General features: G+C 60.7%; 17 protein-coding genes. 10 read left to right on the top strand and 7 right to left on the bottom strand.

Features of this window, described 5'->3' with window-relative positions; translation table 11 throughout:
- The first annotated feature begins 2 nt into the window (after positions 1–2).
- From KGA89_RS13950 to KGA89_RS13935, 4 genes are all read left to right on the top strand, one after another.
- Complete coding sequence (locus KGA89_RS13950; RefSeq protein WP_223471849.1) at positions 3–734, top strand: adenosylcobinamide-GDP ribazoletransferase; 732 nt, start codon at positions 3–5, stop codon at positions 732–734.
- 72 nt (positions 735–806) lie between these two features.
- Positions 807–1,211, top strand: a complete 405-nt coding sequence (locus KGA89_RS13945) for a MarR family winged helix-turn-helix transcriptional regulator (protein WP_003204618.1) — start codon at positions 807–809, stop codon at positions 1,209–1,211.
- 52 nt (positions 1,212–1,263) lie between these two features.
- Positions 1,264–2,472, top strand: a complete 1,209-nt coding sequence (locus tag KGA89_RS13940) for an MFS transporter (RefSeq protein ID WP_223471848.1) — start codon at positions 1,264–1,266, stop codon at positions 2,470–2,472.
- A gap of 181 nt (positions 2,473–2,653) precedes the next feature.
- The gene (locus KGA89_RS13935) at positions 2,654–3,205 is read left to right on the top strand and encodes a glutathione peroxidase (protein WP_003204612.1); all 552 of its coding nucleotides are present in this window, start codon (positions 2,654–2,656) and stop codon (positions 3,203–3,205) included.
- A gap of 90 nt (positions 3,206–3,295) precedes the next feature.
- Here the strand turns inward: KGA89_RS13935 and KGA89_RS13930 are convergent, their stop codons facing one another.
- The 3 genes from KGA89_RS13930 to KGA89_RS13920 all read right to left on the bottom strand — a co-directional run bounded on the left by KGA89_RS13930 (position 3,296) and on the right by KGA89_RS13920 (position 5,705).
- Positions 3,296–4,576 carry an OmpP1/FadL family transporter gene (locus KGA89_RS13930; protein ID WP_003204610.1) on the bottom strand — a complete coding sequence of 427 codons (1,281 nt, stop codon included), beginning with the start codon at positions 4,574–4,576 and terminating at the stop codon, positions 3,296–3,298.
- A 145-nt stretch (positions 4,577–4,721) separates the two neighbouring features.
- Positions 4,722–5,204, bottom strand: coding sequence for a hypothetical protein (locus KGA89_RS13925; RefSeq protein WP_013694058.1), 483 nt, complete (start codon positions 5,202–5,204; stop codon positions 4,722–4,724).
- Positions 5,205–5,480: 276 nt separating this feature from the next.
- Positions 5,481–5,705: a hypothetical protein gene (locus KGA89_RS13920; protein WP_003204606.1), complete on the bottom strand. Its 225-nt coding sequence runs from the start codon at positions 5,703–5,705 to the stop codon at positions 5,481–5,483.
- Between the two features lie 955 nt (positions 5,706–6,660).
- Here KGA89_RS13920 and KGA89_RS13915 point away from each other — a divergent pair.
- Both KGA89_RS13915 and rmuC read left to right on the top strand, forming a co-directional pair.
- On the top strand, positions 6,661–6,984 hold the full coding sequence (locus KGA89_RS13915) for a sel1 repeat family protein (RefSeq protein ID WP_223471847.1): 324 nt from the start codon (positions 6,661–6,663) through the stop codon (positions 6,982–6,984).
- Between the two features lie 188 nt (positions 6,985–7,172).
- Positions 7,173–8,561: a DNA recombination protein RmuC gene (gene rmuC, locus KGA89_RS13910; protein WP_161796658.1), complete on the top strand. Its 1,389-nt coding sequence runs from the start codon at positions 7,173–7,175 to the stop codon at positions 8,559–8,561.
- Between the two features lie 157 nt (positions 8,562–8,718).
- Here rmuC and KGA89_RS13905 read toward each other — a convergent pair whose 3' ends face one another.
- Positions 8,719–12,189 carry a PAS domain-containing hybrid sensor histidine kinase/response regulator gene (locus KGA89_RS13905; RefSeq protein ID WP_223471846.1) on the bottom strand — a complete coding sequence of 1,157 codons (3,471 nt, stop codon included), beginning with the start codon at positions 12,187–12,189 and terminating at the stop codon, positions 8,719–8,721.
- A 247-nt stretch (positions 12,190–12,436) separates the two neighbouring features.
- Entirely contained in the window at positions 12,437–12,976 is a 540-nt protein-coding gene (locus KGA89_RS13900; RefSeq protein ID WP_223471845.1) for a TetR/AcrR family transcriptional regulator, read from the bottom strand.
- Between the two features lie 103 nt (positions 12,977–13,079).
- Between KGA89_RS13900 and KGA89_RS13895 the strand changes: the two genes are divergently transcribed.
- The 4 genes from KGA89_RS13895 (at position 13,080) to KGA89_RS13880 (ending at position 17,858) form a co-directional block, all read left to right on the top strand.
- Entirely contained in the window at positions 13,080–14,270 is a 1,191-nt protein-coding gene (locus KGA89_RS13895; protein ID WP_223471844.1) for an MFS transporter, read from the top strand.
- 69 nt (positions 14,271–14,339) lie between these two features.
- On the top strand, positions 14,340–14,651 hold the full coding sequence (locus KGA89_RS13890; RefSeq protein ID WP_018604299.1) for a cupin domain-containing protein: 312 nt from the start codon (positions 14,340–14,342) through the stop codon (positions 14,649–14,651).
- Positions 14,652–14,754: 103 nt separating this feature from the next.
- Positions 14,755–15,903, top strand: a complete 1,149-nt coding sequence (locus KGA89_RS13885) for a TDT family transporter (protein WP_223471843.1) — start codon at positions 14,755–14,757, stop codon at positions 15,901–15,903.
- An 80-nt stretch (positions 15,904–15,983) separates the two neighbouring features.
- A complete protein-coding gene (locus KGA89_RS13880) occupies positions 15,984–17,858 on the top strand; it encodes an MFS transporter (protein ID WP_003204590.1) in 1,875 nt (624 codons plus the stop codon).
- Between the two features lie 179 nt (positions 17,859–18,037).
- Here KGA89_RS13880 and sugE read toward each other — a convergent pair whose 3' ends face one another.
- On the bottom strand, positions 18,038–18,352 hold the full coding sequence (gene sugE, locus KGA89_RS13875) for a quaternary ammonium compound efflux SMR transporter SugE (RefSeq protein WP_003204587.1): 315 nt from the start codon (positions 18,350–18,352) through the stop codon (positions 18,038–18,040).
- A 118-nt stretch (positions 18,353–18,470) separates the two neighbouring features.
- Positions 18,471–19,436 (bottom strand): bile acid:sodium symporter family protein, encoded by a 966-nt coding sequence (locus KGA89_RS13870; protein ID WP_223471842.1) that lies wholly within the window; start codon positions 19,434–19,436, stop codon positions 18,471–18,473.
- Between the last annotated feature and the right edge of the window lie 165 nt (positions 19,437–19,601).

Genomic DNA, 19,601 nt, shown 5'->3' with positions numbered 1-19,601 from the left:
CGATGCTGCCCTTCTGGATCGCCTTGCAATTTCTCAGCAGCCTGCCGGTGCGCCTGCCCGGCATGCCCGAGCCCGAACAGCTGGGCCGTTCGTTGTTGTTCTATCCGGTAGTGGGGCTGTTGTTCGGCGCCTTGCTGTGGCTGCTCAATGCACTGCTGATGGGTACACCGTTGCTGCTGCACGCTGCGCTGTTGCTGAGCGCGTGGGTGTTGCTCAGCGGCGGCCTGCACCTCGATGGCCTGGCCGACAGCGCCGATGCCTGGCTCGGTGGTTTTGGCGATCGCGAGCGCACGCTGCTGATCATGAAAGACCCGCGCAGTGGGCCGATCGCAGTGATCACCCTGGTGCTGGTGTTGCTGCTCAAATTCACCGCGCTGCTGGCGTTGATCGAGCAGGGACAAACGTTGGCCTTGGTCATCGTGCCGGTGCTGGGGCGTGCCGCGTTGCTCGGCCTGTTCCTGACCACCCCTTACGTGCGTGCCGGTGGGTTAGGCCAGGCGCTCGCCGATCACCTGCCGCGACGCTCGGGCTGGCAGGTGTTGGCGGCCTGTGCGTTGGGGAGCCTGCTGCTGTTGGGCTGGACCGGGCTGTGGACGCTGGTGGTTGCCGCGCTGGTGTTCATCGGGTTGCGACGGATGATGCTGCGCAGGCTGCAAGGATGCACCGGGGATACGGCGGGCGCCTTGCTGGAACTGCTGGAGATGGCCGTTCTGGTAGCGTTGGCGTTGAGTTGAATCCGGATCTTGCTGGCAGGACAGCGTTCATTTAAATTTGCATTCATTCAGTCGCGGGTATATACACGCATCATGCTTCCTTCCCAATGTCTGTGCATCAACCTGCGTCGTGCCGCCCGTGGCGTCAGCAGGTATTACGACGGCGCCCTCGACGGCTTCGGGATCAACGTTGCCCAGTATTCTTTGCTGAGCAACCTGGCGCGCCTGGACCAGCCGAGTATTTCTTCCCTGGCCGAGGCCATGGGCCTGGACCGCAGCACCCTGGGTCGTAACCTGCGGGTGCTGGAAGGCGAAGGGCTGGTGGCGCTGGCCGAGGGTGACGACCTGCGTAACCGCATCGTCGTGCTCACTGAAACGGGGCAGGCCCGGCTGGCGGCGGCGTTGCCTGCCTGGGAAGCGGCGCAGCAGAAACTGATCGATAAGCTGGGCGCCGAAAAGCGTGCGACCTTGCTGGCCTTGCTGGATGAACTGGCGTGAAGCCGGTTCGTTCGATAATAAGTGGGTATATACCCGCGACCGGAGAACAAGAATGACATCGATGTGGCGTACCTGTGGTTGGGTCCTGATGGGCAGCGCGCTGATCCTGGCGTTGTCCCTGGGCGTACGGCATGGCTTCGGCCTGTTCCTGGCGCCCATGAGTGCCGAGTTCGGCTGGGGCCGTGAGGTATTCGCCTTCGCCATTGCTTTGCAGAATCTGATCTGGGGCCTGGCGCAGCCGTTCACCGGCGCGCTGGCCGACCGCTTCGGTGCGGCGAAAGTGGTGCTGATCGGCGGTGTGCTGTACGCAGTGGGCCTGGTGTTCATGGGCATGGCCGATTCGCCATGGTCCTTGTCGTTGAGCGCGGGCCTTTTGATTGGTATCGGTCTGTCGGGCACGTCGTTTTCGGTGATTCTGGGTGTGGTCGGAAGGGCCGTGCCGCCGGAAAAACGCAGCATGGGCATGGGTATCGCCAGTGCCGCCGGTTCCTTCGGCCAGTTCGCCATGCTGCCCGGTACGCTGGGGCTGATCGGTTGGCTCGGTTGGTCGGCGGCGTTGTTGGCGCTGGGGCTGCTGGTGGCGTTGATCGTGCCGCTGGTGAGCATGCTCAAGGACGCGCCGTTGCCGGTCGCTGGCCATGAGCAAACTCTGGTCGAAGCCTTGCGTGAGGCATGCAGTCATTCCGGGTTCTGGCTGCTGGCGATTGGCTTTTTCGTTTGCGGGTTCCAGGTGGTGTTCATTGGCGTGCATTTGCCGGCGTACCTGGTGGACCAACACCTGCCAGCCAGCGTCGGCACCACCGTGCTTGCCCTGGTCGGGTTGTTCAATATCTTCGGCACCTATACCGCCGGCTGGCTGGGGGGGCGCATGTCCAAGCCACGCCTGCTGACTGGGTTGTACCTGGTGCGGGCGGTGGTGATCGGTTTGTTCCTGTGGCTGCCCGTGACCGCCACCACTGCGTATCTGTTCGGCATGGCGATGGGCTTTCTGTGGCTGTCGACGGTGCCGTTGACCAACGGCACGGTGGCGACCCTGTTTGGTGTACGAAATCTCTCTATGTTGGGTGGGATCGTGTTCCTGTTCCACCAGTTGGGCTCGTTCCTCGGTGGTTGGTTGGGCGGGGTGGTGTACGACCGTACCGGCAGCTATGACTTGATCTGGCAGGTGTCGATCCTGCTCAGCCTGTTGGCGGCGGCGTTGAACTGGCCAGTACGTGAACGTCCGGTGGCGCGCCTGCAAGTCCAGGCCGGCGCAGCATGAGTCGTGTCGGCCCGTGGTTGATCGCTGCCGGTGCCGGCCTGCTGCTGGCGTTCGCCTGGTGGGGTTGGCATCAGGGCGGGTTGGCCTTGATGCAGCTGGGCATGGGCAACTGCTGAACAATGGACGGCATCGGACGCTGCGAGTAACGTCGTGGTCTGACGTGCTTTTAAGGAAGATAGACATGTTGATGCGTTGGTTTGCTGTTCCCGCCCTGTTGCTGGCTGTGACCGGGCAAGTCTGGGCCGCCGGTTGCCCACCGTTGCTGGAAGGTTCGTTGCCCAAGCTGCGGGCCAAGGAAACCATTGATTTGTGCCAGCGCTTCGCCGGCAAGCCGCTGGTGGTGGTCAACACTGCCAGCTTCTGTGGGTTCGCCCCGCAATTCAAAGGCCTCGAAGCGCTCAACCAGCGCTACAAGGAGCAAGGGTTGCAAGTGCTGGGTGTGCCGTCCAATGACTTCAAGCAGGAGTCCAAGGACGGTGCTGAAACCGCCAAGGTCTGCTACGTCAATTACGGCGTGACCTTCACCATGACCGAACCTCAACCGGTGCGCGGTGCGGATGCGATACCGTTGTTCAGGCACCTGGCTGAACAATCCAGCGCGCCGAAATGGAATTTCTACAAGTATGTGGTGGACCGCCAGGGCAATGTCGTAGGCAGTTTTTCCAGCCGGATCAAGCCTGACGATCCCGATTTCATCAAGGCGGTGGAAGCGGCCATTGCTTCCAGACCCTGATCGCCAGCCACGAAAAAGCCCCGCCTCTTTGCAGAGTGCGGGGCTTTTTTTCGCTTCAGGTGGCGAGGGGTTCAGGTTCGCCGTGAAACATCAGAAGCGGTAGGTTGCACCGACACCGAAACCGTTGGCGCTGTTTTCATATTTGGCGTTGTAGGACTGGCCGAGGGCGTTGCTGCCGCTGACGTTGACTTTTTCTTCCTTGAGGTAGGAATAAGCCACGTCGATGGTCAGGTCGTCGGTCGGGCTCCAGCCGGCACCGAGGCTGAAGATGGTCCGGTCGCCAGTAGGGATGCGTGGCGAGCGGTCGGCGTTGTTGGTCGGTGCCTGGTCGAAGGACAGACCGGTACGCAGTACCCACTGTTTGTTCAACTGGTAGGAAGTACCGATGGCGTAGGCCCAGGTGTCGTGCCAGTTTTGCTCTTCGGTGATGGTACCGAGGAAGGCCGGAGCGAACACACCACCCGATGTTGTCACCCCTTCGTTATTCACGGTGATTTCTTTCAGGCGACTCCAGCGTGTCCAGGTGCTGCCCGCATAAACGGTCCAGGCATCATTGAGCTTTTGGGTGACCGAAAAGTCCACCGATTCAGGTGTGGTGATGTCCAGCGAGGCATCGTAGCGCCCGTTATTCAAAAGTACCGCAGGAGTACCGGCGCCAGGGCTCACTTCAGTGTGGCCTTCAAGCTTGTACTTGACCTTGGAGTGGTAGGTCAGGCCGACACGAGTGGTGTCGGTCGCCTGGACCAGCACGCCAATGTTGTAGCCGTAGCCAATGTCGTCGCCCTTGATCTTCACGTCGCCGTCATTAGCTGAAAACGGAGTGTTCAGCGTCGACTCCAGAGAGCCGGAAATACGGTTGATGGTCGGGCCGAAACCGATCGATACCTTGTCGTTGAAGGCATAGCTGACGGTTGGCTGGAACGTGACGACCTTCACTTCGCTCTTGCTACCGAAGTTGCCGCCCTGGAAGCCGTTTTCATAATCGGTGATCAAGCCAAACGGTGCGTAGACACCCAGGCCGAATGCCCATTGATCATCGATAGGCTTGACGTAATAACCCATCGGAACGCCGGTCAGCGGGACCATGTCGCCCTTGTTAGTGCCGGACTTGGTGCCGCTGGCATCGTCGATATCGGTGGAGGCATCAATGGCGGCGAAGCCACCGGTGACTTGCTGGCGCTTGAGGCGCGACATGCCGGCAGGGTTGCCAAACACGGTGCTGGCGTCATCGGCAGCGGAAGAACGACCTGCGAAACCAGTGCCCATGCCACTGATGCTTTGTTCGTTCAAGGCAAAGCCACTGGCGAAAAGTTGGGTGGATGCCAAGGTCACGGCAAGGCCAAGGGTGGTTTTGAGCATGATTTTTTTCATTGTTAGAACTCCTGATGATCACCGGGGCGAAAATTACCAACATTTTCGTGCAAGCGCTATAGCCCGTATCGCTTGATTTAGAGGGGTTTTGTAGGACAATCCGACCAGATTCGCGACCGTTGCAGGAAGTTTCCAAATTTCCACATCAGCAAGCGACCTGATTCATGGGTGAAACACAGCTTCGCCATGCGCAGGTGAAATCTCGCAGGCGCCCTTGGGGGTGAAAGGTTTGTCGCCAGATGCGGGCCATGCCAAGCAGGTCATCGGCTTCAGGAAGCGGAGTGTTCTGTTCCTCCACCAGCAGCCAGGCAATGGCGGTGGCATAGCGCAGGTTGACGGTCAATTCCAGGTGCGGGCCGCTGAGAAAGGCGTGCTGGCTGGCCAGGCCGCGTACCAGGCTGGCTCGTTCCGGGTCCAGCGCCAGGTAATGGTCCCAGAGTGCCTGGTGTCGGGGCTCGGTAATGCGATACAGGCCATGCCCGCGGCGATCATGCAGGGCTGAACCCAGGGCGGACTGGCTGGCGGCAATACCCAGCAACAAGGATTCCGCAGTTGCGCTGTGACGCTCAAGGTAGAGGAGCGTCGGGCGGATCACATATCGACACAGTTCGCTGGCAGCGATACCCATAAAACCCTCGAAGTGTGAAATGGGCGGAGCCTGAAGAGTGTGGGCTTGGCAGCGGTGGATCGGTCCAGGCCCCGCCGGAAGCGGATCATGCCGCTTGACTTGAAGTGTAGTGTCATATTTACGTTGTAAAGGACTGTTTTTAAAACATCTTCAACGAACGGTTATAACTGTTATATCCCTTGGTACTTACGCCGTTTCGCTTGATCGAGAAATTCCAGGCAATAAAAAACCCCGCTTTTTGGGCGGGGCCTTTGGAGTTTCAGCCTTTCTGGCGTCTCAGGCAACCAGTGCCTGGCGGGTACGCTCGATCACGGCCTGCAGCGGTTCGGCGCTGGAGTACTGATCGGGGTACAGGCGTTCGCTGTGACGGGCGATGCCGTGTTCGTTGACCAGGGTGAAGCTGAAGCAGCCTTTGCGAGCGGCCATGATCAGGCAGTTCATCGGGGCAAAAGCGTTGGTGAGGGTGCGGATAGCATCCTGTGCGTGGATTTGAGTAGACATGTTATGGGTGTTCCTACAAATGACACGGTTAAGAACCGTGCAACGTTAAAACGTTCCAGTAACGTCGACCACCATTGGTCGAACGAAGAACCCGACTGGAACAAAGCAGCCAGTTTGAGCGCTATATAAAGTGCGCGCTTGGGCTGGCAGGTAGGTACTTAGGAGGGCAGGCAACACATCAAGGGCAAAGGTTCTGGGCCCGGGGTGAAGATCCTGATCAATTTTGCAGGTTGGTTCGGTCAGAGTAATGAGCCTGGCAACACCCTTTGCATTCGATCAAAGGCTGTGTTGACGCAAGGTTTACCTGGAAACCATCGAGGGGGCCGGTCTCCTTTTTTCGGTGAGGTGTCCTTTGAAGGATGGCTGACCGTGGAGATGTGTTCGACCCGGAATTGACTTTCAGCTTGGTACTAACGCTGCGGATACTAACGGATCGAACTCGTGAAGGGAAGGGCGTTGGTTAAAAAATATTCAAGCAGGGCCATGCGTCGATGTCGGGATCGGACGCGTAGCACAGGACCCAACTGTACTCGGGTGTGTCCATGCCACCCACGCCGCGCGCAAGGCCCGAGGTTTATCCCCAGGTTTTACCGCCAGATGCGCCAAAAAAGCGCAGCGTTATAACCCATTCGGCTGTTACTTGTGCACACTCGCTGCACCACTTGTCACTGTACTGTCATGTCGAAACAATCCGGGGTGGGTGCCTGTATCCAAAATTTAAGTCAATGAAAAACATCGCTTTTTTTTACTGGTGAAAAAATCGTCAGTTTGAGCGCAGGCCCCGTTCCACAGGGCTTTGCGCGAGTTCAGGGTGGGTTGTCCACTGAGTTATCCACAGCTTCTGTGGATTGTCCCAAGCGCTTGCTCTAGCACGGGCGTGCTGGTTTTTTTCGGCTTTACCCGTACGAAAAAAGGAGTAGAGTGGCGCGCCTTCCGATCTAGCCCACAGTGTTTTATGAAGTTTCGCTCCGTATCAAATCCTGTTACCTCCACACCCCATGGTGTTGCCCCACCCAAGCGTATTTCGATGCGGGTGGCCGAGTGGCTACTCGACAGCCCGCGACTGGGAGATAGCCCCAGCGTCAAGCACTTGGCCGGCCGTTTACTCAAGCAACCGGCCCGCGAAGGCGTGGTGGCCGCGCAAAGTCGCCTCGGACAATTGATGTGCCGTGAATGCGGCAACGCCCGGGATCGCCGCATCGGCCAGGACCTGCTGCGCCAGGCCGCGCGGGCCGGCGATGATCGAGCCCGCCGGGCCCTCGGTGAAATCGAAGGCTGAAAACGAAGACCGAGCTGGGCAACCCCCGGCCGCTTGGTTAACCTTCGGGCTTTATTTGATCGGCAGGAATTGTCATGGCTATGGATTTGACCAGCCTGTTGTTTGGCCTGGCGGGCGCTGCGGTGCCATTGCTGGCACTGGCCTGGCACCTGCAACGCCAGGCCGGCGCTGCGCAGACCGAACAGGCCCTGCTGGAAGAACGCCTGGCCACCGCGCACATGGCCCACGACGGCCTCAATGCCCAGCTCGATGCCTGCCGCGATGAGATCAGCGACCTGAGCCAGGCCAACGCCGCCAAGCAAGCCGAGCTTGCCGCAGCCTGTCGTGAAGTCGAGTTGTTGCAAATCGAGCGGGACAACGCCCGGGATGCGGCCCACGCCTGGAACCTCGAGCGCGCCAACAAGGAAGCAGAATTGCGGCGGCTCGATGCCCAGGCGGCGTCGTTGCATGCCGAACTGCGCGAGCAGCAGGAAAGCCATCAGCAACGCCTGGATGATCTGCAAGGTTCGCGCGACGAGTTGCGGGCACAATTCGCCGAGCTCGCCGGAAAAATCTTTGATGAGCGTGAGCAGCGTTTCGCCGAAACCAGCCAACAGCGCCTGGGCCAGTTGCTCGATCCGCTGAAGGAGCGCATCCAGTCCTTCGAAAAACGCGTCGAAGAAAGTTATCAGGCCGAGGCCCGGGAACGTTTCTCCCTGGGCAAGGAGCTGGAGCGCTTGCAACAGCTGAACCTGCGCTTGAGCGACGAGGCCACCAACCTCACTCGGGCACTCAAGGGCCAGAAGACCCAAGGCAACTGGGGCGAGTTGATTCTGGAGCGGGTGCTCGAACATGCTGGCCTGGAGAAGGGCCGCGAGTATCAGACCCAGGTCAGCCTCAAGGGCCCGGACGGCGAGCGTTTCCAGCCGGACGTGTTGATTTATCTGCCTGGCGACAAACAAGTAGTGGTCGACTCCAAGGTCAGCCTCACGGCCTATCAGCAGTACGTGGCCGCCGAAGATGACGCCATTGGCCAACTGGCCCTCAAGCAACATGTGGTGTCGTTGCGAGCCCACGTCAAAGGCTTGGCCGGCAAGGACTACAAACGCCTGGACGGTTTGCACAGCCTGGATTTCGTGTTGTTGTTCGTGCCGATCGAAGCGGCGTTTTCCGCCGCCTTGCAAGCCGAGCCGAACCTGTTCCAGGAAGCCTTCGACCGCAACATCGTGATCGTCAGCCCGACCACGTTGCTGGCGACCCTTCGGGTGATCGACAGCTTGTGGAAGCAGGAACGCCAGAGCCAGAACGCCCGGGAAATCGCCGAGCGGGCCGGGTGGCTGTATGACAAGTTCGTCTTGTTCATCCAGGACCTGGATGAGATCGGCAGTCGCTTGCAGCAGTTGGACAAAGCCTACAGCGCGGCGCGCAACAAGCTGACGGAAGGGCGCGGCAACCTGATCAGTCGCAGCGAACAGCTCAAGCTGCTCGGCGCCCGGGCCAGCAAGAGCTTGCCCAGCGAATTGCTCGAACGGGCGATGACCGATGCGGATGGGCTGCCTGAGTTGCCGGAAGAGGCCAGCGAGAAAACCCAGGGCTGAAACACAAACCCAAGGCTGAAGCAGAAGCTTGTGGCAAGGTCATCTTGTGGGAGCAAAGCTTGCTCGCGATGGCATCCTTGAGACCGCCTTCGCGGGCAAGCCTTGCTCCCCACAAGATTTTCCATCGCCACAGGGGAACAGCGTGTCCCTCTGCCCATTACAACGGCAAATGCCGACTCAACAACGCCCGCAACGCCGCCGGCTTCACCGGCTTGGCCAGGTAATCCAGGCCTGCGGCATGCACCTGGGCTATCATCTCAGGTCGGCCGTCGGCGCTGATCACCACACCGGGAATCGGTTCGCCCATGCGCGTGCGCAACCAGGCCATCAGCTCGGTACCGGTCTCGCCGTCGTCCAGATGAAAATCCACCAGCGCCAGTTGCGGTCGGCCGCCCTGGGCCAGCCAACGCTCGCATTCTTCCCGGTTGCGCGCCGTCCACACCTGGCAACCCCAGCGTGTCAGCAGGCTGTTCATGCCGATCAGGATGCTGTCTTCGTTATCGACGCACAGCACCTGGGCGCCGCTTGGCAAATGACCGTTGGGTTCGGCCGTGGGGCTCGGTGCGACGACCTGTGTATGGGCCAAGGGCACGCTGACGCTGAACACGCTGCCACGCCCCGGCCAGGAGCGCACGCGCAAGGTATGGCCCAGCACGCGGCATAGCCCGTCGGCGATGGCCAGGCCCAGGCCCAGGCCTTTTTCGGCGCGGGTCTGGTGGCTGTCCAGGCGTTTGAACTCTTCGAAAATGACCTGCAGCTTATCCTCGGCAATTCCCGGCCCGCGATCCCAGACCTCCAGGCACAACTCGCCGTTGCGCCGGCGTACCCCCAACAGCACCGGGCCCTTGGCATAGCGGAAGGCGTTGGTGAGGAAGTTCTGCAGAACCCGCCGCAACAACTTGATGTCGCTGTCGACCCGCAGTCGCGAGCCTCGCATTCGGAATTTCAGGCCTTGTTCCTGGGCCAGCGCCGTGAACTCGGCGCCCAAGGTGTCGAACAATTCGTTGAGGACGAACGGCTTGCGGTCGGGATTGATCTTGCCGTTTTCCAGGCGGGAGATGTCCAGCAGGTCGGTGATCAGGTCTTCAGCGGAACGCAGCGAACTGTCCAGATGCTGCACCAATTGCCGGGCCTCGCTCGGCAAACCCTCGTGCTGGTGGGACAGCGCGGCAGAGAATAGCCGCGCGGCGTTGAGCGGTTGCATCAGGTCGTGGCTGACCGCAGCCAGGAATCGGGTCTTGGATTGATAGGCCGCTTCGGCGGTGCTCTTGGCTTCGGTCAGGGCCAGGTTCAGTTGCGATAATTCCCGGGTGCGTTCGGCCACCCGTTGCTCCAGCCCCTCGTTGGCTTCGGTCAGCGCTTGCGCGGCCTCACGGAACGCGGTGATGTCAGTGAAACTCATGACGAAACCGCCACCGGGCATCGGGTTGCCGATCAGCTCGATCACCCGGCCGTTGGGGAACAGTCGTTCAGAGGTATGGGCACGACCCTGGCGCATCCAGTGCAGGCGTCGGGCGACGTGAACTTCGGCTTCGCCTGGGCCGCAGAGACCACGCTCGGCGTTGTAGCGGATGATATCGGCAATGGGCCGGCCAACACTGATCAAGCCGTCCGGATACTTGAACAGCTCCAGATAGCGACGATTCCAGGCCACCAGCCTGAGGGACTGGTCGACCACGCTGATGCCCTGGCTGATGTTCTCGATGGCGCCTTGCAACAGCGCGCGGTTGAACTGCAAAACTTCCGAGGCTTCGTCTGCGATCCGCACGACGTCTTCGAGCTGCATCTCCCGACCTTCAATGGCGGCCTTAACCACAGCCCTGGTCGAAGAGGCCCCGAGTACACCGGCCAGCAGGCGTTCGGTGTGGGCGATCCATTCGCTGTCGGCGTTCTGGGTCGGGTTGAAGCCTTTGCCCTGGCGGTAGGCAAAGCGAATGAAACTCTGCCGTGCCCGCTCCTCGCCGACGAAACGGGCGGCCAGTTGCAACAGGTCTTCGATGTGCACCGCCAGCATTGAGCGGGGGTTGGGGCGGGCGCTGATTTCCTGGCCGATGAAGCGTCCGGCCTGCCAGTGTTCCGAGACGCGTGTGCGCGACAGCACGGACACCCAGGCGAACAACGTGAAGTTACCGGCCAGGGACAGGACCACCCCTTGGGTCAGGGGAGTAATCGGCAGGTTCAATGGATTGCCGTGCAGCCAGGCCAGGCCCGGGAAGCTACTGAGCGACCAGCCCAGGCTGTGAGCGGCGATCGGCAACACCAGGGTGTAGAACCACAGGAAAATCCCCATGGCGAGGCCAGCGAACACACCGCGGCGGTTGGCCTGTTTCCAGTACAGCGCGCCGAGCATGGCCGGGGCCAGTTGGGTCACGGCGGCGAAGGCGATCTGGCCGATGGTCGCCAGGCTCGCCGTCGAACCCAGCAGGCGGTAGCTGACGTAGGCCAGCAACAGGATCACGACGATGCTCACCCGACGCACCGACAGCATCCACTGGCGGAACACTTCGAAGGGCCGCTCGGCGTTGTTGCGGCGCAGCAGCCACGGCAACAGCATGTCGTTGGAGACCATGGTGGACAGCGCCACGCTGGCCACGATCACCATGCCGGTAGCCGCCGAGGCGCCACCAATGAACGCCAGCAATGCCAGGGCCGGATGGGCCTGGGCCAGCGGCAGGCTGATGACGAAGGAGTCCGGCAATACGGAGCTGGGCAGCATCATTTGCCCGGCGAGGGCGATGGGCACCACGAACAGTGCGGCCAGGGCCAGGTAGGCGGGGAATACCCACTTGGCCAGGCGCAGGTCCTGGGGTTCGATGTTCTCCACCACGGTCACGTGGAACTGTCGTGGCAAGCAGATGATCGCCATCATCGCCACCCCGGTCTGTACCACCATGGATGGCCAGTTGATGGTTTCTTTCCAGTACTGTTCCAGCCGTGGGGCGAGCATGGCCTGGCTGAACAGGTCGTCGAAGCCGTCGTACAGGCCGTACGTCACGAACGCTCCGACCGCCAGGAAGGCGAACAGCTTGACCAGGGATTCGAAGGCAATCGCCAACACCATGCCACGGTGGTGTTCGGTGGCGTCCAGGTTGCGGGTACCGAATACGATGGTGAACAGAGCCAGGATCAGCGAGACAATCAGCGCGGTATCCTGGGCGCGGGTGCCCATGGCATCGGCGCCGGCACCGATCAACAGGTTCACCCCGAGCACGATGCCCTTGAGCTGCAAGGCGATGTACGGCAGCACGCCGACCAGGCAGATCAGCGCGACCACTACCGCCAGGGATTGGGACTTGCCATAGCGGGCGGCGATGAAGTCGGCGATGGAGGTGATGTTCTCCTGTTTGCTGATCATCACCATTTTCTGCAGGACCCACGGCGCCAGCACCAGCAGCAGGATCGGCCCGAGATAGATCGGCAGGAATGCCCAGAGCTGTTCGGCGGCCTGGCCGACGGCGCCAAAGAACGTCCAACTGGTGCAGTACACCGCCAGCGACAGGCTGTAGACCCAAGCCCGCACCCGTGGCGGCAGCGGCGTGCTGCGTCGGTCGCCGTAGAAGGCGATGGCGAACATGATGGCCATATAGGCCAGGGCGACAACGGCAATCAGCCCGCTGGACAGCGACATGGAAACTCCCGGACAAAGACACCAGGACTTGAGCCCGGCAGGACAGTCTCGCATGCCCGCTCGGGTTCGTCAGTGTCGACCAAGGTCGAGGCGCGGTGGGGTGTCGCAGGTAGGGGGAATTCTTGGGTTATGCAGGGTTTTTGCTGGCCTCATCGCGAGCAAGCTCGCACACCGAGTCTTGGGCGAGCATAAATTTTGTATTCACAGCAGATCAAATGTGGGAGCGAGCTTGCTCGCGATGGCGGCCTTACTGAGCCAACGCAATATCCACCAGCCGATACAACTCCTCAACCGCTAACGGCGCGGTAGCAAAGAGGATACGAAACACCGTCGGCGCCACCACCACATTGATCAGCCGTTCGACGCCTGGATTGGGCTCATCGGGATAGCGGTCCAGGATGATCTGCAACTGACGGCTGATGATCCCCACGCAATACCCCGGGGTGGCGCAGGCCTGGATGTCGCGCATCATGTTGCGACCGGGCTCGGAACTCATTTCGTCCAGATACTGTTCGGCCCAGGCGAGCAGGTCGCCGCGCAGGCTGCCGGTGTTGGCGGGTTCGCTGTCGGGGCGCAAGCGGGCGATGGCGACATCGGCCAGCAGCGCCGGCAGATCACCCCAGCGTCGGTAGATGGTGGACGGCGTCACCCCGGCGCGCGCAGCGATTTGCGGCACGGTCAGGGTCGCGCGGTCCTGCTCTTGCAGCAGGTCGCGGACCGCCGAATGAATCGACTCTTGGACCCGGGCGCTTCGACCGCCGGGGCGTAAACCTTCTTTAATCGCCATGCGTCAGACCTTAACACAAAGAATTTGCTTTAAGCGCATGCTGGTAGCACACTCCACAAAAGCAAAAAATTAGCTTTTGCGAATACTCCTGTGGAGCGTGCCCATGTCCCGTCCAGCTTCGACCCGCGCCAGCCTGATATTCCTGGCGCTCACCTTGCTCGGTTTTCTCGCCGCGTCCAGCGCGCCGACGCCGTTGTATCACCTCTACCAGGAACAATTGCAATTTTCCCCGGCCGTCCTGACGCTGATTTTCGGTGTGTACGCCTTCAGTCTGCTGGCGGCCTTGCTGACCGTGGGTTCTCTGTCGGATTACCTGGGTCGCAAACCGGTGATCTTCGTGGCGCTGTTGCTCAACATGCTGGCGATGCTGCTGTTTATCAGCGCCGACAGCGTTGCCTGGTTGATCAGTGCCCGCTTGATCCAGGGATTTGCCACCGGCATGGCCACCAGTGTGCTGGGGGCTGCCTTGCTGGATTTCGACCGTCGCCAGGGCCCGCTGATCACCAGTGTCGCGCCGCTGTTGGGCATGGCATGCGGGGCGCTGGGCTGTGGCCTGCTGGCTGAATTCGCGCCGTTGCCCTTGCAACTGACGTACTGGCTTCTGTTGGGCTTGTTCCTGGCCCAGGCCGTTTACCTCTGGCGCCTGGCGGAAAGCGTCAGCCCGCAACCCGGTGCCTGGCAGTCCCTGCGGCCAACCCTGCATGTGCCGCCCCAGGCGCGGCAAGCCTTGTGGCGGGTCCTGCCACTGGACCTGGCGGCCTGGGCCGTGGGCGGTTTCTACTTGTCACTGGCACCGTCCCTGGTGCGAGCGGCAACCGGATCGACCTCCAACCTGATCGGTGGCGCGCTGGTGGCGGTGTTGACCCTCAGCGGCGCGTTATCCATCTACCTGCTGCGCAACCAGGAGGCCGACAAGATGTTGCGCCTCTCCGCGAGCTTGCTGGTGGTCGGTCTTGTATTGGTGCTGGCGGCGGTGCATGGCGCCAGCTTGCCATTGTTCTTCATTGGCACGCTGGTCACCGGCAGCGGTTTTGGCGCCGGATTCCTGGGGGCGCTGCGCAGCATCATGCCGCTGGCGTTGCCCCACGAACGGGCCGGTTTGATGTCGGCGTTCTATGTCCTCAGTTACCTGGCCTTCAGCCTGCCGTCGCTGCTGGCGGGGAACCTGACGCGGGTGTTCGGATTGATCCCGACCACCGATGGCTATGGCGCGGTGTTGATTGTGCTGTGTGTCGTTGCGTTGTTGGGGTTACGTCAATCCATGAGACCGGTCAGCGATGGCGCGCGGCCTTGAAACCAAGGGTGCAGGCGTCGCTGGCAGTAGGTTAGTCTTGGCGCCTCAGTCTTTTTTCCGGACGATCCCTTGAAAATCATTCGCAGCAAGTCCTTCACCGGGGACCGCGCCTGGGCGGCGCTGGATATCGCCAACATGAATGGCATCACCACGCGCCTGCACTGGACCGATCAGCCGTACAAATGGCACGTCAATGACGGCGAGGAAGTCTTCGTGGTGCTCGATGGGCAAGTGCGGATGTGCTATCGGGAAGAGGGTGTCGAAAAGGAAACCTTGCTGGAGGCCGGGGACATTTTCTACGCCTCGGTGGGCACCGAACATGTGGCCAGGCCCTTGGGCGAAGCGAGAATCCTGGTGATCGAGACCGAAGGCAGCGTCTGATGGTTATCTGCTAAACCGATAACATATAGAGAGATTACCCGTTATATAGATATTCGATTCGGCTCTAGCATGGCTCCACCTTATCCGAGGACAGGAGTTCGCCATGACATGCTGCGCTGCAAAAAACCGCTTGCGTCCATTGAGCCATTTGCCCAGGCCGCAGGAGGCCATTCGCCAATTCACGCCTAACTGGTTTGCCGTGGTCATGGGCACCGGAGTGTTGGCGCTGGCCTTGGCGCAATGGCCTGGGAATGTGCCGGGCCTGCGCCTTTTGGGTGAAGGCTTGTGGTTGTTCAACACGCTGTTGTTCGTGGTATTCGCCCTCATGTACACGGCCCGTTGGGTACTGTTCTTCGACGAAGCACGACGGATTTTCGGTCATTCAACGGTCTCGATGTTTTTCGGCACCATTCCCATGGGGCTGGCGACCATCATCAACGGCTTTTTGGCATTTGGGCTGCCGCGCTGGGGGAGCGGTGTGGTGGCGGTGGCTGAGGCGTTATGGTGGATCGACGTGGCCATGTCGTTGGCCTGTGGTGTGCTGATCCCATTCTTGATGTTCACCCGCCAGGAACACCGCATCGACCAGATGACCGCCGTGTGGCTCTTGCCGGTGGTGGCCGCCGAAGTCGCGGCGGCCAGTGGCGGGCTGTTGGCGCCGCATCTGGCCGACGCTCATGGGCAACTGGTCATGCTGGTGACCAGCTACGTGCTCTGGGCCTTTTCCCTGCCGGTGGCGTTCAGCATCCTGACGATTTTGCTGTTGCGCATGGCGCTGCACAAACTGCCTCACGAGAACATGGCCGCCTCGAGCTGGCTGGCCCTCGGCCCGATCGGCACCGGCGCCCTGGGCATGTTGCTATTGGGCAACGATGCCCCGCTGATTTTTGCCGCCAATGGCCTGTCCGGCGTGGGTGAAATCGCCGTCGGGTTGGGTCTGGTGGCCGGTATCACGCTGTGGGGGCTGGGGTTGTGGTGGATGTTGATGGCGCTTCTGATCACCGCGCGCTACCTGCGCGCAGGCATTCCCTTCAACCTCGGCTGGTGGGGCTTTACCTTTCCCCTGGGCGTGTACGCGTTGACCACGCTGAAGCTTGCGGACCTGCTGGGCCTGGTTTTTTTCAGCGTGTTCGGGGCTGTGCTGGTGGCGATGCTGGTGGTGATGTGGCTGATCGTCGGGCGGCGTACGGTCCTCGGTGCCTGGCACGGTGAGTTGTTTGTGTCGCCCTGTATTGCAGGGCTGGCGAAATAATCGCTAAAGACAGGTAATGTGTGGCCTGGATCAAAAAGCGTCATTCCAATAAGCGTCCACGTCACTCAGGAACATGGAAGATGAGTCACCCTTCGCAGTTCACCTTGCTTCGCACGCGGCGTTTCCTGCCGTTCTTCATCACGCAGTCCTTGGGCGCGTTCAACGACAACATTTTCAAGCAGTCGCTGATCCTCGCCATCCTCTACAAATTGACCATCGAGGGCGACCGCTCGATCTGGGTCAACCTCTGCGCGCTGCTGTTTATCCTGCCGTTTTTTCTGTTCTCGGCTCTGGCAGGGCAGTTCGGCGAAAAATTCGCCAAGGACGCGCTGATTCGTCTGATCAAGCTCGGCGAAATCGCCATCATGGCGGTCGGCGCAGTAGGGTTTCTGTTCGATCACTTATCGCTGATGCTGGTGGCGCTGTTCGCCATGGGCACGCATTCGGCGTTGTTCGGCCCGGTGAAGTACTCGATCCTGCCCCAGGCCTTGCGTGAGGAAGAGTTGGTCGGCGGCAACGGCCTGGTGGAGATGGGTACCTTCCTGGCGATCCTGGCCGGCACCATCGGCGCCGGGATCATGATGTCCTCGGCGCATTACGCACCCGTGGTGTCCACTGCGATCATCGGTGTTGCCGTGCTCGGTTACCTGGCCAGCCGCAGCATTCCGCGCGCAGCGGCGGCCTCGCCGCAGATGCGCCTGAACTGGAACATCTTCAGCCAATCCTGGGCCACCCTGAAACTGGGGTTGGGGCAAACCCCGGCGGTGTCCCGTTCGATTGTCGGCAACTCCTGGTTCTGGTTCGTCGGGGCGATCTACCTGACGCAGATCCCGGCCTATGCCAAGGAGTGGATGCACGGTGACGAAACCGTGGTGACCTTGATCCTGACGGTGTTCTCGGTGGGGATCGCCTTGGGTTCGATGCTCTGCGAAAAGCTTTCCGGGCGCAAAGTCGAGATCGGCCTGGTGCCGTTCGGCTCGTTCGGGCTGACGGTGTTCGGCCTGCTGTTGTGGTGGCATTCCGGTGGAATCCCCGACAGCGTCGAGGGGCACGGTTGGCTTGAAGTGCTCGGTTTCGGTCACGCCTGGCTGGTGCTGATCGACATCCTGGGCCTGGGTGTCTTTGGCGGTTTCTATATCGTGCCGCTGTACGCGTTGATCCAGTCGCGCACGGTGGAGAACGAGCGGGCGCGGGTGATTGCTGCCAACAACATTCTCAACGCGTTGTTCATGGTGGTCTCGGCCATCGTCTCCATCGTGCTGCTGAGCCTGGCCAAACTGTCGATCCCGCAACTGTTCCTGGTGGTGTCGTTGCTCAACATTGGCGTCAACGCCTACATCTTCAAGATCGTTCCCGAGTTCAGCATGCGTTTCATGATCTGGCTGCTGAGCCATTCCATGTACCGCGTGGAGCACCGCAATTTGGAGGCGATCCCGGATGAAGGGGCTGCGCTGTTGGTCTGCAACCACGTCTCCTTCGTCGATGCCTTGCTGATTGGCGGCGCGGTGCGTCGGCCGATTCGCTTCGTGATGTACTACAAGATCTACAACCTGCCGGTGTTGAATTTCATCTTCCGTACCGCTGGGACGATCCCGATTGCCGGGCGCCAGGAAGACATTCACATCTACGAAAAAGCCTTCAAGCGAATCGCCCAATACCTGAAGGACGGTGAGTTGGTCTGCATCTTCCCTGAAGGAAAGCTGACCGGTGACGGTGAGATCAATGAGTTCAAGAGCGGACTGACACGCATCCTCCAGGAGACCCCGGTGCCGGTGATTCCCCTGGCGTTGCAGGGGTTGTGGGGCAGTTTTTTCAGTCGCGACCCGGCCAAAGGGCTGTTTCGTCGATTCTGGTCGCGGGTGACGCTGGTGGCGGGGTCGGCGGTCGCGGTGGAAGTGGCTGAGCCGGCGAAGTTGCAGGCGTTGGTGGGGGAGTTGCGTGGGACCGTCCGCTAGAACGAAAAACTGAAGGAGAAGACCTGTGGGATTAAAACCTGTGGGAGCAAAGCTTTCTCGCGATGGCGTCCTTGCGATCGCTATCGCGGGCAAGCCTTGCTCCCACAGACCCTGCTCCCCACAGGTTTTACTCCTACAAGTTCCACGGCTCCTAGAAGGTCTTGCTCCTGCAGGAGGGCTTAAGCGCTGACCTTGAGCCCGATCAACCCTGCAACGATCAACGCCACGCTGGCCAGACGAACCAGCGCCATCGACTCACCAAACAAAATGATCCCGGCGATCACCGTGCCCACGGCACCGACCCCGGTCCAGATCGCATAGGCTGTACCCAGCGGCAGTTCCTTCATTGCAAGGCCGAGCAGGCCAAGGCTGATCGCCATGGCGGCGATTGTCAGTGCAGTGGGGAGAGGGCGGCTGAAGCCGTCGGTGTATTTCAGGCCGACAGCCCAGCCGACTTCGAACAGGCCGGCAAAAAACAGAATGATCCAGGACATCACACACCTCATCGATGGATGGGGTCGTCCCCGGATAACGGTTGCTATGGCGTTGCGGGGTCGTCCCCGCATTGGGCGCAAGAATGCCCAATGCTGACGATTCGGTCAAGATTCGCCTTCAGTCCACCGCTTGGCGGGCCAATAGCTCACGGTCCTGTTTTTCGCTCATGCGCCGGAAGTACGTCGAGAGCAGGGCGCCGGAAATGTTGTGCCAGACGCTGAACAGCGCGCTGGGTACCGCCGCCAGTGGCGAAAAGTGTGCACTCGCCAGCGCTGCACCCAGGCCGGAGTTCTGCATGCCGACTTCCAATGACAGGGTTTTGCGCTGGGCCAACGGCAAGCCGAACAAACGCCCGGTGAAGTACCCCAGCAGATAACCGAAGCTGTTGTGCAGCATCACGATGGCCATGATCAGCAGGCCGGATTCGGCGATTTTCGCCTGACTGGCTGCAACCACCGCCGCGACGATGATCACGATGCTCACTACCGATATCAGTGGCAGCACTTCTACCGCATGACGAACCCGGGCACCCAGCAGGCGTTGGGCAATGATGCCCAGTGCGATCGGCAACAGGACGATTTGCAGGATCGACCAGAACAGCGCCGAGAACGACACCGGCAACCAGGCCGAGGCCAGCAGCCAGATCAGCGCCGGGGTCAGCAGAGGGGCAAGCAGGGTCGTGAGGGCGGAAATCGCCACGGCCAGGGCCAGGTCACCGCGAGCCAGCCAGGTCATGACATTGGACGATGTGCCGCTCGGGCAGCAGCCCACCAGGATCACGCCGACGGCGATCTCCGGCGGCAGACTGAACACTTGGCAAAGCAGCCACGCCGTACCGGGCATGATCACGAATTGGGCAACCACCCCCAAGGCGACGCGTCCTGGATGACGGGCCACTTCGGCGAAGTCTTCCAGCTTGAGTGCCAGGCCCATGCCGAACATCACCAGGCCCAGCAGCGGCACGATGGCGATTTTTAGACCGATGAACCAAGCTGGCTGCAGAAACGCCACCACCGCGAAAATCAGTACCCAGAAAGCGAAGGTATTGCCGACAAAGCGACTCAATGCAGCCAATGCGCGCATGACCTGATCCTTATTATTAAGAACACCACAAAACCCAATGTGGGAGCAACTGTCTTGGATGATTTATTTAGCCATCTTTTCCAGGGACAGCGAGGCTCCCACAGCTCTGGGCTATGCAAGTCTGAAGGGGATTCCCATAATCACAATTCAGGCGATGCGGCCCTT

The sequence above is a fragment of the Pseudomonas sp. A-RE-22 genome, assembly GCF_019956035.1.
GTDB classification, from domain to species: Bacteria; Pseudomonadota; Gammaproteobacteria; order Pseudomonadales; family Pseudomonadaceae; genus Aquipseudomonas; species Aquipseudomonas brassicacearum.
Note: the sequence above shows the minus strand (reverse complement) of the source record. Positions and strands in the feature narration are given on the sequence as shown.

Excerpts from the sequence above, each read along its gene's own strand:
- KGA89_RS13870 (WP_223471842.1), bottom strand. The coding sequence starts at position 19,436 with ATGCGCGCATTGGCTGCATTGAGTCGCTTTGTCGGCAATACCTTCGCT.
- KGA89_RS13920 (WP_003204606.1), bottom strand. The coding sequence starts at position 5,705 with ATGTCTACTCAAATCCACGCACAGGATGCTATCCGCACCCTCACCAAC.
- KGA89_RS13925 (WP_013694058.1), bottom strand. The coding sequence starts at position 5,204 with ATGGGTATCGCTGCCAGCGAACTGTGTCGATATGTGATCCGCCCGACG.
- KGA89_RS13900 (WP_223471845.1), bottom strand. The coding sequence starts at position 12,976 with ATGGCGATTAAAGAAGGTTTACGCCCCGGCGGTCGAAGCGCCCGGGTC.
- KGA89_RS13880 (WP_003204590.1), top strand. The coding sequence starts at position 15,984 with ATGAGTCACCCTTCGCAGTTCACCTTGCTTCGCACGCGGCGTTTCCTG.
- KGA89_RS13945 (WP_003204618.1), top strand. The coding sequence starts at position 807 with ATGCTTCCTTCCCAATGTCTGTGCATCAACCTGCGTCGTGCCGCCCGT.
- KGA89_RS13905 (WP_223471846.1), bottom strand. The coding sequence starts at position 12,189 with ATGTCGCTGTCCAGCGGGCTGATTGCCGTTGTCGCCCTGGCCTATATG.
- sugE (WP_003204587.1), bottom strand. The coding sequence starts at position 18,352 with ATGTCCTGGATCATTCTGTTTTTTGCCGGCCTGTTCGAAGTCGGCTGG.
- KGA89_RS13915 (WP_223471847.1), top strand. The coding sequence starts at position 6,661 with ATGAAGTTTCGCTCCGTATCAAATCCTGTTACCTCCACACCCCATGGT.
- KGA89_RS13885 (WP_223471843.1), top strand. The coding sequence starts at position 14,755 with ATGACATGCTGCGCTGCAAAAAACCGCTTGCGTCCATTGAGCCATTTG.
- KGA89_RS13930 (WP_003204610.1), bottom strand. The coding sequence starts at position 4,576 with ATGAAAAAAATCATGCTCAAAACCACCCTTGGCCTTGCCGTGACCTTG.
- KGA89_RS13950 (WP_223471849.1), top strand. The coding sequence starts at position 3 with ATGCTGCCCTTCTGGATCGCCTTGCAATTTCTCAGCAGCCTGCCGGTG.
- KGA89_RS13940 (WP_223471848.1), top strand. The coding sequence starts at position 1,264 with ATGACATCGATGTGGCGTACCTGTGGTTGGGTCCTGATGGGCAGCGCG.
- KGA89_RS13895 (WP_223471844.1), top strand. The coding sequence starts at position 13,080 with ATGTCCCGTCCAGCTTCGACCCGCGCCAGCCTGATATTCCTGGCGCTC.
- KGA89_RS13935 (WP_003204612.1), top strand. The coding sequence starts at position 2,654 with ATGTTGATGCGTTGGTTTGCTGTTCCCGCCCTGTTGCTGGCTGTGACC.